Consider the following 13531-nt stretch of genomic DNA (forward strand, 5'->3'; position numbering starts at 1 on the left):
CTGACGCGTACCACTTTCTATATGGCGACTATCAGGGCAAGAAAACTGGCAGATGGGACGGTGAGCTACACGGCTCAGATCCGCATCAAGCGCGACGGAGTGCAAGTCTACCAAGAGAGCCAGACCTTCGCCCGAAAACAGGCCGCCCAAGCTTGGGCCCGCAAACGTGGGTCGGAGCTGGATGAGCCTGGTGCGATCGAGCGTGCGAGCCGCAAGGGTGTCACCGTCAAAGAAATGATTGACCAGTACCTGGTGGAAGTGGAAAAGGCTCGGCCGTTGGGCAAAACAAAGAAGGCCACCCTCACTGCCATCAGTGAAACGCACTTCGGCAAGTTGAACGACACCGACGTCAACACCCAGTGCCTTGTCGATTTTGCCCTTTGGCGGATGAGCGGAGAGGGTGGTGGGGTCCAGCCGCAAACCGCCGGAAACGACCTGGCGCACCTCGGTGCTGTTCTGGCAATCGCCAAAGACGCATGGGGTTACCAGGTTGATCCTCTCGCCATGGGCGGCGCCCGGCGGGTGCTGCGCAAGCTGGGCTACAACCTGAAAAGCCGGGAGCGTGACCGACGGCCGACGTTGGACGAGTTGGGAAAGGTGCTGACGCACTACCAAGCGATGCAGGCAAGGCGCCCGACTGTCACCAATATGCTGAAGGTCGTGGGCTTCGCCCTGTTCTCGACGCGCCGGCTGGATGAAATAACACGTATCCGCTGGGCAGACGTCGACGAGGCAGGTCAGCGGGTGCTGGTGCGTGACATGAAAAACCCCGGGCAGAAGATCGGCAACGATGTTTGGTGTTACCTGCCGGACGAAGCGTGGCACATCCTCCAGACAATGCCCAAGGCCGGCGAAGACATATTCCCCTACAGCCCTGAGTCAATTTCCACCTCTTGGGCGAAAGCGTGCAAGTTCCTGGAGATCGCAGATCTGCACTTCCACGACCTACGCCATGAAGGTATCAGTCGCCTGTTTGAAATGGATTGGGACATACCGCGTGTGGCGAGCGTTTCCGGCCACCGAGACTGGAACTCGATGCGCCGATACACCCACCTGCGAGGCAAGGGTGACCGATATGTGGGATGGGAGTGGCACGAGAAGATATTGAGGGCGCCCGTCCAACTGGGCGCCGCATCAATGAAGTGGCTCAAACGACGTGTTTTAACCCGTTGAGCTGGCAGTGCTCTTTAACTGCGGCCGCGCGTTGTGAATCCAGATAAGCGGCCAGGTCGCTGAGGTGGATGCCCTTGGCCGACTTCTGACTCGGCTCCATGCGGGTGATGGGCAGCTTGATCTGACCGCTCATCACCTTGCGCTGGAACATCTCCGGCGTCAGGTGTGTGAAGTAATCCCGGCACACCAGCTCCAGCGAGATAATCGCCTGGCCGTCATATTGGGCCATCAAAATAAAGGCTGTGTTCATGCTGACCCCCAGGTTTGTCGAACCGGTGTTTGCGGCTGTTCGGGGTTCTCAACCATGGCAGAGGCCCACCATTCCAGTGGCCACCCACCACAGCTCCTGCGATGCCATGAATCCAAGGCCAGCTAAGAAGCCCCATATTGCGATTTTGGTCATAGTGAACTGCCTCCGAACAGTGACAGCCCATGGAGCTGACGTTCGCATTGTGGGTTTAGCCAGATGCACTCTGTGCGATTCGCGGTGCCGCGCCCGGCGCTGATCCGGGCGGATGTGCTGTAGCTGGCCCATCCGGGTAGCAGCTCCGCGTACAAGTCGCTCGGATATCCAGACAGCACGACCATTCCTTCTAGATCGAGCAGCATGCCAAGCAGTTCGCGGTGTTCGGCATCATCCATTTCATGTCGGTAATACCGGCCACTTGACGCCCCCTTGTACCTGGTGTCGTGCACGTAGGGCGGGTCGACGTAATGCAATGTTTGCGGGCCGTCGTGCGCCTTGATGACCTCGATCGCGGGTCTGTTCTCGATAAGCACGCCACTCAGGCGCTGGCCAACCTCTGCGAGTTGTTCGGGGTAGGTGGCCCACAGGGACTGGGCGGTACCGTACTGACGCTTGGTGTCGATGCGGAAGCCGGTCACGCCCTTTGTGGCACCGGCAGAGCCAAACCCCATCTGTGCCCTGATGATGGTTCGTCTTGCGGTTTCGATCGGTTCGGCACTCGGCTCCCAGGACAGTTCGAACTCTTCGCGTGAGTAGGGTGTGAACACTAGGCGTTCCACAAGTGCCGATCGGGAATCCTGATCCTGCAACACACGGAACAAGTTCACGATGTCGCCGTCTAGGTCGTTGTACACCTCGGCATATGATCGAGATTTTTGTATCAGGACGCCGGCTGCGCCGCCAAAAGATTCGACATAGCAAAGGTGCGGCGGAAAGTGCTGCAGGACCCAAGGAGCAAGTCGAAACTTTGCGCCGTGATAGCGGATGACTGGTGATGTAATAGTCATGGATTTATTCCCTGTTACATCCGAAACGATTGATGAATGAACACCGGCTGAGCCTTGTGCTCTGCAGGTTTCGCCATATCGCCCTGGATCTCGCAAACGAACCTGTGCCGCTTCCTGTTGGGTACAGTCATGGCCTCGGTCAGGCCTGGCACGACGTCGGTGCATTGCTCGTAGGCGTTAGGGCCATTCCAGCTATCAGCCTTCACCACCTGGCAATCCGTTCGGGTCGCATCCGCGCAGAGGTAAAGCAAAAGGAATACGGTCATGGTGCATTCCTTGCGCCGCAGTTCGGGCAGTCGTCGAAGCGCTGGCGCTCGGTGAGGAAGCGCCCGCACCCCTCGCAGTTGGTGAGGTTGCGATATGTCCTTGTTCGCTCGACCTTGACCTTGGGCAACCGCAGGCCGAAAGCTCGGAGCGCCTGCTTGTGGTCCAGCAACAAGGCGCGCACAACCGGCCGCGAACGAGCAGCAATGTAGCCGCAAGGCCAGAGGTCAAAGCCCTGCGCCCGGTAACTAAGTGCATCCTCGCCGCCGGGGTGAATTGCGTCTTCCAAATTGGCCGTCGGACCAGAACCACCGAGCCACACCAGATCGTTTCCATCCCAGTCGCGTTCGTAGGCCACATAGAAGCGGCCGTCCGTGTTGCGGTACGCGTCAGCTTCGGAGCGGGTGAGGTACTGGCAATCCACACCGGTTTCTGTCCGATCCCTGGTGTAGCTCACGGGCAAGGGCAGATCGGTTTGTCTGTTCTCGTACTTCTTCAACGCGTGTTCCCGCGTGAACTGCTCCGCCTCGTCGAGATTCGAGGTGTAACCGCCACCGTTGCGCCAAAACATCGCCCGGCTACCGACGTTACTGCGGCTGTCCTGCAAGAAGAAAAGGTCAGACATGATCAATCTCCCGCTGAGCAACGCTCAGCGCAATCGCCACCGGCTGCACCCAAATCGACACGTTGCTGAGCATGAACGTCTCTCCAGCCTCAGAAAGCAGCAGTGTCATGCCGAACACATCCGCCATCGCCCTTGCCGCTGCGCGTGGCACCGCGTTGCCGATCCGCTCCCTGTGGTTGCCGTCGTTGATGCCGTCCAACAGGAAGAACTGAGCCTGCTCAATCTTGCGCACCCTCTGCATCACCTGAATTTCGTGAGCGGTCTGAGGATCTGTTGACCAGTGATCCTCTGGATCAAACAGCGATTGCAATGCGGCCAGCTCCAGGGTGGTGAACGGACGGTGCCAAGTGCCGTCGAGGCTGGTGATCATGCAGGTCAGCCGCTCGTTGGGCGCCGGCATGCGCTGATCGGCAACCGACCACCGCCCGTTGTCGTGGCAGGCACTGGCAGAAACGGCGCCGGCCGGGGCGTCGTAGGCGACCACGCCGTAATGCCCGCCAGTCAGGTACGCGTCGCCCTTGGTGCGTGACATGCCTGGGCGCGGATCTGCGATCGATAAAGCCCCGCTGGCTACCTGTTGCGAGCCGGTCACGGTCTTGGCGCTCTCGCACCAGGGCGTGATCCGCAGCTTTTGCGTGCTGGCTGCGGGGTGCCAATTTTTGTAGGCGGGATCTGCCACAGCGAAAGCGCCTTGCCCGGTGGTGCTGCCGGCGATGACGGTGCCGGCGGGTTTGGTGTAGTCGGTGACTAGGTACTTGCCGAAGCCTTTCCCGACGCGACGCGGGTCTTGGACGCAATGCCCAGAGCCATGGGCGCTGGTCACTGATTGCGCAGATCGATCCCAAGGCACAACGCGGAATTCGTTGCTGTGCTTGGCTGGGCCGGCATGGCGAGGATCGGCAACGCTGAACGTACCTTGTCCTGGGCTACGCTGTCCGGTGACAACGCCACAGTGCCGGTTGAAGGGCAGCACGCCGTATTGGGTGTATTCAAATTTGCTGGTGGGCCGCGGGTCGGCAACCGAAAACTTTCCATTCATTGGACGGCTCGCACCGGCTACAACTCCTGCTGTATCGTCCCAATCGACAACCCCGAGCACTCCGTTGTGGTATTCCGGCACGATTACAAAGTCACGCAGGTGCCCGTCCTCGATCGCAAACCGGCTCAGGCTACGCCAATCCTTCCCGGCCTCAACTAGGGCCAGGCGCACCCACGTTTTCCACTGCAACGCTGGCACCCGGTGCATTGGCCCTGCCTGATCGATATCGCCGGCCAGTGGCATACGGCTCAGCACGTCGCCGACGGCCCGCAGACTTCGCTTTTCCGGCTCGTACAGGAATGCAGGCACCTTTTCGACGTGCCTGGCCACCAGCAAGAAGCGCTTGCGGCTTTGCGCCAATCCGCCGATTTCGCCGCAGTCGTGTGTGGTTTCGGCCACAGCATAGCCATAGAAACACAGCAGTTTGTTGATCTGGTCCAGCAGGTGCCGGCCACGTGTCGCAAGGCGAGGCACGTTTTCAAACACGATCAGCGACACCGGGTTGTGCTTCCAAGCCTCGCACATCAGCCAAACACAGCGCAGCGTCAGCTCGTTGAGCGCCTGGTACTTCGGCGTCTGGCTCATGGTTTCGGATAACAGGCCCGAGGCGCCCTTGCAGGGGCTGCTGATGAACACCGCATCAGGGTCTTCGTTGCCGGCGGCACGGCGCAAATCCTCTGCGGTGGCTTCTCTCCAGCCGGCGGGCGGCTGGTGGCCGTGGAAGGCGGTGTATTGCTCGCGGGTGAACAGATCCATCAGCGTACCCGGTACACCGGTCATCATCTGGAAGTCGCGCAAGCCGGCTGGGTCGACGTCGACGCCGCCCAGGCAGCGCCATTCAGCTTGCACTGGGCCCAGAACTGGTTTGGAGTCGCTGAAGCCAGCGGCGCCGCTGCCGACGCCGCAGCAGAGGTGGAAATGGGTGAGGGTGCGTTTAAGCATGGTGCTTCTCCTTTCAAGCGGTGGGGAGTTGCAGCTCCCCGTGTCCCGCCTGTGTTGGGTATCAGTGCGCGTATCGACGCGGTTTGTTCTGTTTGGCTGCTTCACGCTCGGCCATGAATGCAGCCCATTCCGCTGTTTTGCTCTGCTGGCGGATACGGCTACAGACCTGGTGCTTGCGAGTGGAGCGCGCCTTGCCGCAGATGTCGCAGCGACTCGGCAGGTCGAGGCGGTGGCTTGCCATTGTCGGCCGCTCGCGCTCTGGGCTGACATGCTCAGGCATTTGCCACCTCAATTGCCTTCAGTTTTGCGAGGCGTGCGGCTTCGTACTCACTGGCCAGGATCTCAACTGCGCCACCTATCCACCCGCTGGTTGGTTCCCCCGCAGCAACTTGGGAGTCGTGATCGGCTTTGTTGATCTGGAATCCCAGATGAAAATAGGCGGTACCGTCGAGTTCGAACTTGATCCCGCCACACAGCCACAGGTTGCCGCTGTTAACACCGAGGCGATCCCAGAACTCGGTGCTGCTCAAGCGTGCCGGGCAATGCTCATTCCACAGTGCGATAAGGCGCTCGTGTTCCGCCCGAATCGCTGCTCGATCCTCTTTTGAAATGCCTTTGCCAGGCTTCGCAGCCGTACGCAGTGAGCGATAGCCGTGGTCATCAGGACGACACCAGTGCACATCCAGCTCCGCGCCGCCGCTGAGTTTCACGCCGCCGGCGAAGTGCGAGTCGACATCCCGCATCGGTGCGACTTTGCCGCCGAACTTCATGCCGAGCGCCACCAACTGAGCGTTTAGCGCGTTTTTCTGGACGTAAAAGTCGTGGACAGTTGAGACGACCGCCGGCTCGCTGGACTTGTAGAAAAAGTCGGCCATGATCATTGCCCTCCCATGAGCATGCGCGTCAGTGCATTGGGCTGGCCGTCGGGCGTCAGCTTGTTGAGTGGTTGGGTGGTGGTGCGACCATTCGCGGTACGCAAGGTGGCAACGTTGCCATCGATCGCTTCGATCACGCCGGTACGGGCGCTGAGGCGGTATTCCCGACCACCACCGCTCATTGCGACGTAACTGACCTTGTCGCCGACAGCCATCGGGGTTGTGGTAGCCTCTACGGTGCCGCCTTGGGGTTGATTCACTTGCATGGTGCTTCTCCTTTGGGTGGTCGGTGTCGAGGGGTTGCAGCCCCTCGACACCACCTTCTTACTGGCTTTCGCCGATTGGGGTTTGCTTGCGCACCAGGTGCACCAGCAGATTTTCAAACTCAACAACTTCATCGGTTGCTGATTGCCATTCCAGAACTGCTTGGATCTGGTCCCGGCTGCACTCCAGCACCAGGATCTCTTCGTTGTTAACCGCTTGAACCTCCAGGATCGCGACCAGCCCGGCTGGGTCGTAGGCTTCGGCGTGAACGATTTTCCCGGTCTCGCCAATCCAGTCCTTAAGGCCTTTCAGAAGCCTGAGCCGGATTGTTTCGCCGTTCTGGCCGTCACCGGTGATGACTTGTACGTGCATGGTGCTTCTCCTTTGGGTGGCAGGCGTTGCAGCGCCAAAACCGAGGATTTCAGAACTGAACGAAGTCGGTTTCGACGACATGCCGAACCGCGCTCAATGAATTGAGGCGTTGTTCATTGGTGAGGTTGAGCAGCAGGCTGAGAGCGTCCACAAGAGCCATCAACTGCCCAGCGTTTTTGGCTGCACGCAGACTGAGTTGATGGCCGTGTTCATCAAGTAGCGAGGCCGTGTAGGCATGCGCGAGCTTGTTGAAGGTACTGACAAGCTGGTCTTCACGTTCAGCTACTGCGTGGCCGAAAGCCCCCGCTTGTTGGGCGGTAAGTTGATTCAAGGCAGAAGCGCTTTTCTGGCTTTCTGTTGTGTGAGCAATTCCGAGGTGAATATGGGCAATGCGACTTTCGAGGGCTTCACTGCACTGGATGGGCTGGCTGCTAACGATTGCTAGCGCGCCATGGAAGTAAGCGTCTTCTGTCCCTTGCGCTTGGTCACGGCTAATGACTCCGCCGCTGTAGAGGTCGCGGAGTTCCTCCCAGTCAAAGGCAGAGTTTTCGGTAGGCACCGACTCCAGAACCACGACTGTCTTTCCTATTGCTCCTGCGGCGGCAAGCCAGCGCGAACGTCCTGCCCGAGTGGAGTATTCCGGTGTGTGAGCCCTAGGTGTTTCTTCGCCGACGAGTTTCCACAAATAGCCCATCAAGAAGGTTTTGCCGGCGCCTGCTTCGCCTTCGATGTGCAGGAACGGGAAGCTGGTATGTTCCGCTCGGATTCGGTCGGCGTGCAGTGCGCCGAGCCACCAGGCCATTGCGACAACCCCTTTCGGGCCAAATACGGCATAAAAATCGTCAAATTGAATCGCTGTTTTAAGTTCGTTTTGCATGGTGTTGCTCCTGTGGTTTTTTTGGTTTTTCGCCCTGGAATACCCAGCAGCGAATGGTTTTAGGTTTGTCGAAGGCGTCTAGCGTCCGCGCTGAATTGACGGGTTTGTTCGACTCCAGAAATTTGGGTGACTTGCTGGTCTTGAGCAGACGTTTTAGGTCGCTCAGCGGCGGAACCTGCTGGCGCTTGTTGGCAGCCATCTCCACGAATTCGTTGAGGTTCACGGCTATCAGTTCATCGCGGCGCGCATGGTTGAGCGCGCCTTTCTCGTCCAAGCCGTTCAGGAAGTCGTACAGGTCCCAAAACTCAGTAACGGTTGGGTGATCGGCGTTGATTGCCTGTTGGCGCTCCAGGGCCATGCGGCTGATCTCGGCATGAGCGAGGGCCGTTCGACGTTCGCCGAGCGGCACCACGCCGGCCAGTGCGTCTATCAGGCTGCGCAGTTGGGCGTGGTTCTTGGCGATACGCACGGTGCGCACGCCAGGCAAGGCCAGCAGCTCCTGCTCGTAGCGGGAGGTGTTTTCCTCCATCAGGCGCATGGTGTCGGCTTCGCGTTGCAGCGCCTTGACCAGGAAGCCGCTGATGCTGTCCATCGGCATACGCTCCAACTGCTCGGCGTACTGCTTGGTTTCCGGGGTGTGGTGCTCGCGTGTCAGGTGGACGTGGCAGATACGCTGCAGGATCGGTTCTGAGGCGTTCACAGGGTTGTTCTGCGCGATCAGCAGGGCGGCGCGGAACGGCGGTTCGTGGGTGTCGTTGCCATTGTTTTTCACGCCAGTGGAGCGAACGCTGCGTCCGTTATAGGCAGTTTTCAGTTCGTCCCAGTCGAAGTGTTTAACCGGCTGGCCTTCCTTTTGTTCACGCTCGGATTCGATCAGTACAACCGGCAAGTTGCTGACCTGCGAAAAGTTGCGCGCACGGCTTGCGGCGGTTGCTTTGGACGGGTCAAAGCCTTCGTAATCGGTACGCCCGACCGACTTCCACAGAAGCTCTACCAGGGTGGTCTTGCCCGAGCCGGCTTCGCCCACCAGTTCCAGGAACATCAGCGACTTGTGGATCTGGCGGATCTGCTCGGCGTGCAACGCGCCCAGCCACCAGGCCAGCACCACCAGGCCCTGTACGCCAAAGCAGCGCCAGTAGATGTCGAACCAACCTTCGTTGTATTCATTGAGGTCGGTATTGATGTGCAACAAGGGCGACTGGCTCTGCGACTTGATGCTCAGCTTTCCCAGGTCGAAAAAGTCTTCCTTGTTGCGCACCTGCGCTGCGCCGCCGAAGAAGGCCAGGTCGTTGAACACATAAGCACCGTGCTCGCGGCTGTAGCCGATCCACTCGATGGTGTTGACGGTTTTCAGGCAGTCCAGCTGGGGCGCCAAAATCCGCTTCAGTTGTTGGGCGCTGCCCTCGAACATTGCGCCGTTGGAGACGTTGAGCAGGCGATTTGCGAACTCAGGTGCCGACGTGAGCTGCTTGGCCGTGAACGTGCTTTTGATGGCAGGCCCTTGCGGGCGCTCGATACGGAAGTAATACCAGGCCTCGTCGGTCAGGTCGTTGCGCATGTAGTACAGCGCTTGGAAATTGCAATTGGCGATGCTGGTCACTGAGCCGGATTGGCGCAGGGCCTTGTAGCGCCGCTGTTCATCGGTGAGCAACTGATCTTCATGCCGGTCAGAGCTTTCCAGATCGCCCATGGCGCGGTCGTACTTATCAAGGTCCAGCCGAAACCAGTACAGGCGCTTGCGGAATATAAAGTTGAATTCCTTGCGCTCGTCGCGCAGGTAGATGAGGAAGCCCTTTTCCTCAGCAGAGTCAGCCAGCAGCAAATCGCCGTGGTGGCGGGCTTCGTCGATGTCCTGCTCGATCCGCTCGGCGCGTTTGTCATCGCCCTCGATCGACTTCCACCGTAGGTGCAGGTCGTTCCAGTCAACCTTTTTGCCATTGGGCTGCGGGACCACCGCCGCTTTACAGGTGAAGCCCAGGTCGCGCGCTTCCTTCGCCCAGCGGCGCATGTTGGCCTTGGCTACGGGCTCGTTATCCAGTGCCCACACCAGGAGCGGCAAGGGCTTACCAGCGTCGTGGCGCAGCTTTACCAGGGCTTTAAGCGAGTCAATCGGGCAGGGTGCGCTGGACATCATCGACACGGCCGACACGTCGTTATGCAGCAATGCAATGGAGTCGAAGATCCCTTCAACTATAAACAGCTCATCGACCTCCAGCAGGTCCACGCTCGGTGGGCACCACCAAACGCCCTTGTAACCGGTCAAGCCTTCGCCGGTCGGGCGGAAGCGTGCTTTCATCTTGCCGAAGCGGTCTGGCCGATCGATCAGGCGTTCCCAGTACCCACCTTTTTCCAGCGCGAAACGCACCGTGGCGCTGCCGATGTTCTGCCGACCATCCCAGTAGTTATCCTGGGTGAACCAACCGGCGATCAGTTCAAATTTGAAGCCCCGCGCAAACTCAAGGTAAGCGCGCGCCGTGGCAAGCGGGTTGTCCAGCGTCGACGGAGCAGTCTTGCTCCAGTCGTTGAACAAATCGTCGTAGACGTCCTTTACGTGGACGCGGTGGTCGCACTTTTCCGGACGTCCGCAGATCAACGTCCAAGGCGAGTCGTAGAAGGTGTACAGGGTCTTCTGGCCGCAGGCAGGGCAAACACCCTTACGCATATAGTCGGTGCCGCGCATGTGCTTGAGCTGGTAATCCCGCTCAATGCGTTGGATGACGTCGGCGCGCAGCCTTTCTTTCATTTCCATCGTGGCTTACTTCGCTTCGTCGAGACTGTGTTTAAGGGCGCCTATCAGGCTTTTTCTTGCAGCCAGCGCAGGGAAAGCGACCAGCAACGAGCCGTGCCGTAAACCCTCGGGGATCATGCGAAAACGGTCGTCATACCAATGCTCGTTGAACAGCAGCGCGTACTGCGCGCGCAGGTCCTGGAGCAGGGCCTCGGCCTGGTCGCGGGGCAGTTTTGCGGTGATGGCGATGTCGATTTCCATGGTCCACCTCGGATTGCGGGCAAAGCTCACCCAAACCCATTGGGAATGGGGCAGGGCGGGGTTTAAAAAGGGAGCGTTACTGAGGGTGTTGCTTGTATTCGGTGTTGCGCTGGTCGAGCAGCTTCTGTGGCAAAAACCGAGCTGATACCGGGAAGCGTTGACCTGCGAGAACGTCCACCAAGTGGACACGGGTACTGTCCGAGCCACTGGCCCAGTCGATGCCAATCCAACGGCGCTTTTTGATGACCTGCAATTCAGTCCAGGCGTTATGGACCAGCTTGGGCGCCATGAATACTGGCACTTCCAGTGCAAGGGTCAGATGCCGGATGCAGCGATCAAACAACAAATCGCAATCCACCAAGTGTTCTGCTTCATGGCGTTTCAGGTAGGCGAAAGCAGCTTGTTGCATGCTGCTGCGGTAGTCATGAGTCTGTTGATCGAGTTTCATCACGCGCGCTCCATTTCCAGTTGATCCAGCAGATCGGGTTGATCGTTGGCTGTTTTCATTGCCTGGCGACGAATGACCACATCTGCAACTGGAAGGCGGACAGCCGGGTTTGGCATGCCGCTGGGGCTCAGTTCATGGGTCATTTGAAATTCAGCACGCACGGCCCAGCCGCACGCTTCGTTGGTGCATTGCATATAGGTGATACGCAGGAAAATATGCTGCCCTTCGCTGGTGCGGATGCGCATGCGGCCGTGGCAGTGGGGGCAGACCAGTTTGTAAGTGCTCACTGGACAGCTCCTTTGCTGTAAAGCTGGATGGTCGCGAACACCTCGGCGTAGCGGGCGGACATGTAAGTGATCAGGGCACTGATGATCGCGTCGGCCTCACGCTTTTCGATGATTCCGTCATCCAGGGCGGCAGACATGATCTGGTCGACCTTGCCCCGCTTGGCCGAAGCCTTGAGCGAGCGGCTGTACAGTTCCACGTTGTCCAGGTTCTGCGGGATGCTCAGCGGCACGAACATGCCGCCGTACATTGCCGCGATGTAGTCAGCCAGGAACGTAGTTCCGGCGACCTGCTCCAGACGGTGAATGTGTTCGTCGGTCAGCGGGCGGCTGCCAGCGTTCTCGTAGGCCTGGTTGTCGAACTTCTTGATTGGCATGCCGAGGTCTGCCGAGGCGTACGACCGACCGCCTGGGTAGGCGCCGATGACGGCCATAACGACGCTCTTTCTGCTGTCTAGAACTGGGCGTTTCATCTTCTGGTTTCCCCTTGGAGCCAGAGGCCCTAGTTTGTAATCACGCCGTCTTTGATTCCGAGCAGAACAGCTGCTCGATGCGCTTCACCACGACGACCTTTCTTGCGGCCGTTGAGCAAATCGCTGACCAGATTTCTGTTCAGCTCATATTTGCGACAGAACTCGGCAATGCTCACACCGTTGCGGTCAAGAGCCGCGCGGGCTTGCTCGGGTGTAAGGGGGGCGGGCATAGTGTTCATGTGTGTTCGTTCGTGTTGATGTGGGGCCATTCTTGAATATAAAAATGTTCAAGTCAATAGAAGGTTGAGCAGAAAAATGTACATTTCTGAAGGAGTGGGCGATCGCCTGAGAGAAGAGCGCGATCGCTTGGGCCTGAATCAGACCGATTTTGGGGCGTTGGGGAGCGTCAGTCGTGGGACACAAAAGGCGTACGAACTGGGCATGAATTCGCCAGATCTGCGTTATCTGTCAGCGCTTGAAAGGGCGGGGGTGGATGTTCACTACGTACTGACAGGTTCCAAGGCCCTGCTTTCAGAGGATGCGATCGATAGCGTCGAATCCAAAATTATTGAAAGTTACCGCTCGCTTTCCGACGGCGATAAAGCGTCCGTTGTGCGACTCACCAATGCATTGGCAGTAGCGCCGGCTCATTAAGTTTTCCGCCGTATCAACGGTTCAGGGGCAGGCACTTGTCTCACCTCTCGATGTACTACACCTACTTGCTTCTCTGCCCACAGCGTCCGTCGCTTTTTATTGCATGGCAGGGGTGGTGACACACTCAAACATGCAGAGAATCGTTCGTTCGCCGGGTGTTTTCGACGGTACTACTGATGGTGCCGGGCGCCCGTTACGTGTTGTAAAGGGAGTAGGACATGTTGGTGAACAGCGATGCAGAGACCAATCAAGCCGAAGGCGGTGAAGACCAGCGTTTAACAACAGCTGAGCTGCATCTGGTGAAGGGGTTCAGGCAGCTAAGCGAAGAACACCGGAACGACATCCTTCGGTTTATTGATGTGCTCTTGAGCGCTCAGTAGGGGGAAAAGCCCGGTCCGCCGGGCTTTTAAGTCGGACAAATGCGGTGCAAGTCAGGCGTGCAGCTATTGCCGAAACAGTGATTGCCCAATAGCCTATGTGCCTTGGCAACACATCAGATGCGAAGGTATCAAGGAATGATCCAGAGAGGGACTGTTGTGAGAACCGATTTACTGATGGTAGTTGGTACCGGCTTGGCACTACTGGCGCTCTCTACCAATGCGCTCGCCGAACCCTGCGATACTGTGCTTGCTGCCCTCCAGCAGGAGCGCCACCTGTCCCAGGTCAAGCAGACCGAAGGCAAACAAACCACTGAGTATCTCGACGGCCCGAACATCGCTCTGTCTCTCAGCTGCGCCTTGGGCAAACCCAACATCGCCGTCACCTGGGATGGCCCAGCACCAGACCAGGGCTTTTATGACCTGGTCGGCCGTACCGGCAGCCTGGTTTCAACCCGGTCCGCCGCTGACGTTGTGAAGGCCTCCAAGCAGTGCCGTAAAGAGGCCCTGAAGGACGAAAGCGAAATTGCCACTGTCGAGCAAAAAGGCCTGGCCATTGAATGCCAAGCCTTCGCCCGTGACGGTGGTGGCACGACCATTACCGTGTTTTCCGAGTAACGT

Annotated in this window: 20 protein-coding genes; 4 read left to right on the forward strand and 16 right to left on the reverse strand. The window is 58.6% G+C overall.

Translation table 11 applies throughout. The annotated features are described in order from the left end of the window. The first annotated feature begins 21 nt into the window (after positions 1–21). The gene (locus AAEZ06_RS13065) at positions 22–1173 is read left to right on the forward strand and encodes a tyrosine-type recombinase/integrase (protein WP_350614581.1); all 1152 of its coding nucleotides are present in this window, start codon (positions 22–24) and stop codon (positions 1171–1173) included. On the opposite strand, the gene AAEZ06_RS13070 is transcribed toward AAEZ06_RS13065, so the two are convergent. The 16 genes from AAEZ06_RS13070 to AAEZ06_RS13145 form a co-directional block, all read right to left on the reverse strand. After that, positions 1148–1423, reverse strand: a complete 276-nt coding sequence (locus AAEZ06_RS13070; protein ID WP_350614583.1) for a pyocin activator PrtN family protein — start codon at positions 1421–1423, stop codon at positions 1148–1150. The two genes, AAEZ06_RS13065 and AAEZ06_RS13070, sit on opposite strands and share 26 nt — an antisense overlap. A 149-nt stretch (positions 1424–1572) precedes the next feature. After that, positions 1573–2427: a DNA adenine methylase gene (locus AAEZ06_RS13075; protein ID WP_350614585.1), complete on the reverse strand. Its 855-nt coding sequence runs from the start codon at positions 2425–2427 to the stop codon at positions 1573–1575. Between the two features lie 14 nt (positions 2428–2441). Further along, positions 2442–2693 carry a hypothetical protein gene (locus AAEZ06_RS13080; RefSeq protein ID WP_350614587.1) on the reverse strand — a complete coding sequence of 84 codons (252 nt, stop codon included), beginning with the start codon at positions 2691–2693 and terminating at the stop codon, positions 2442–2444. Then, on the reverse strand, positions 2690–3316 hold the full coding sequence (locus tag AAEZ06_RS13085; protein WP_350614589.1) for an FmdB family zinc ribbon protein: 627 nt from the start codon (positions 3314–3316) through the stop codon (positions 2690–2692). The genes AAEZ06_RS13080 and AAEZ06_RS13085 overlap by 4 nt, the downstream gene beginning before the upstream one ends. Continuing rightward, the gene (locus AAEZ06_RS13090) at positions 3309–5297 is read right to left on the reverse strand and encodes a DNA cytosine methyltransferase (protein WP_350614591.1); all 1989 of its coding nucleotides are present in this window, start codon (positions 5295–5297) and stop codon (positions 3309–3311) included. The genes AAEZ06_RS13085 and AAEZ06_RS13090 overlap by 8 nt, the downstream gene beginning before the upstream one ends. Positions 5298–5358: 61 nt before the next feature. Beyond that, complete coding sequence (locus AAEZ06_RS13095) at positions 5359–5538, reverse strand: hypothetical protein (protein ID WP_350614593.1); 180 nt, start codon at positions 5536–5538, stop codon at positions 5359–5361. 31 nt (positions 5539–5569) lie between these two features. After that, positions 5570–6172: a Mu-Gp12 family protein gene (locus AAEZ06_RS13100; RefSeq protein WP_350614760.1), complete on the reverse strand. Its 603-nt coding sequence runs from the start codon at positions 6170–6172 to the stop codon at positions 5570–5572. 2 nt (positions 6173–6174) lie between these two features. Continuing rightward, positions 6175–6438, reverse strand: coding sequence for a hypothetical protein (locus AAEZ06_RS13105; RefSeq protein ID WP_350614595.1), 264 nt, complete (start codon positions 6436–6438; stop codon positions 6175–6177). A 58-nt stretch (positions 6439–6496) separates the two neighbouring features. Further along, positions 6497–6808: a hypothetical protein gene (locus AAEZ06_RS13110; RefSeq protein ID WP_350614597.1), complete on the reverse strand. Its 312-nt coding sequence runs from the start codon at positions 6806–6808 to the stop codon at positions 6497–6499. A 49-nt stretch (positions 6809–6857) separates the two neighbouring features. Next, complete coding sequence (locus AAEZ06_RS13115) at positions 6858–7685, reverse strand: hypothetical protein (protein WP_350614599.1); 828 nt, start codon at positions 7683–7685, stop codon at positions 6858–6860. Beyond that, the gene (locus AAEZ06_RS13120) at positions 7669–10428 is read right to left on the reverse strand and encodes a toprim domain-containing protein (RefSeq protein WP_350614601.1); all 2760 of its coding nucleotides are present in this window, start codon (positions 10426–10428) and stop codon (positions 7669–7671) included. Before AAEZ06_RS13120 ends, AAEZ06_RS13115 begins: the two co-directional genes overlap by 17 nt. A 12-nt stretch (positions 10429–10440) precedes the next feature. Beyond that, positions 10441–10674: a hypothetical protein gene (locus AAEZ06_RS13125; RefSeq protein ID WP_149412925.1), complete on the reverse strand. Its 234-nt coding sequence runs from the start codon at positions 10672–10674 to the stop codon at positions 10441–10443. A 76-nt stretch (positions 10675–10750) separates the two neighbouring features. Next, on the reverse strand, positions 10751–11122 hold the full coding sequence (locus AAEZ06_RS13130) for a hypothetical protein (RefSeq protein WP_149412926.1): 372 nt from the start codon (positions 11120–11122) through the stop codon (positions 10751–10753). Continuing rightward, positions 11122–11409, reverse strand: a complete 288-nt coding sequence (locus AAEZ06_RS13135; RefSeq protein WP_149412927.1) for an Ogr/Delta-like zinc finger protein — start codon at positions 11407–11409, stop codon at positions 11122–11124. Before AAEZ06_RS13135 ends, AAEZ06_RS13130 begins: the two co-directional genes overlap by 1 nt. Further along, entirely contained in the window at positions 11406–11879 is a 474-nt protein-coding gene (locus AAEZ06_RS13140; protein WP_149412928.1) for a YmfL family putative regulatory protein, read from the reverse strand. Before AAEZ06_RS13140 ends, AAEZ06_RS13135 begins: the two co-directional genes overlap by 4 nt. Before the next feature lie 29 nt (positions 11880–11908). Next, positions 11909–12109 carry a DNA-binding protein gene (locus tag AAEZ06_RS13145; RefSeq protein WP_149412961.1) on the reverse strand — a complete coding sequence of 67 codons (201 nt, stop codon included), beginning with the start codon at positions 12107–12109 and terminating at the stop codon, positions 11909–11911. A gap of 85 nt (positions 12110–12194) precedes the next feature. Here AAEZ06_RS13145 and AAEZ06_RS13150 point away from each other — a divergent pair, with 85 nt between their 5' ends. The 3 genes from AAEZ06_RS13150 (at position 12195) to AAEZ06_RS13160 (ending at position 13528) form a co-directional block, all read left to right on the forward strand. Next, positions 12195–12533 (forward strand): helix-turn-helix domain-containing protein, encoded by a 339-nt coding sequence (locus AAEZ06_RS13150; protein WP_149412929.1) that lies wholly within the window; start codon positions 12195–12197, stop codon positions 12531–12533. Between the two features lie 218 nt (positions 12534–12751). Beyond that, positions 12752–12913: a hypothetical protein gene (locus tag AAEZ06_RS13155; RefSeq protein WP_178114401.1), complete on the forward strand. Its 162-nt coding sequence runs from the start codon at positions 12752–12754 to the stop codon at positions 12911–12913. 156 nt (positions 12914–13069) lie between these two features. Next, positions 13070–13528, forward strand: a complete 459-nt coding sequence (locus AAEZ06_RS13160; protein WP_149412930.1) for a hypothetical protein — start codon at positions 13070–13072, stop codon at positions 13526–13528. The last annotated feature ends 3 nt before the right edge of the window (positions 13529–13531 follow it).

Origin of the sequence: Pseudomonas sp. HY7a-MNA-CIBAN-0227 (genome assembly GCF_040310325.1) — a bacterium.
Taxonomy (GTDB): domain Bacteria; phylum Pseudomonadota; class Gammaproteobacteria; order Pseudomonadales; family Pseudomonadaceae; genus Aquipseudomonas.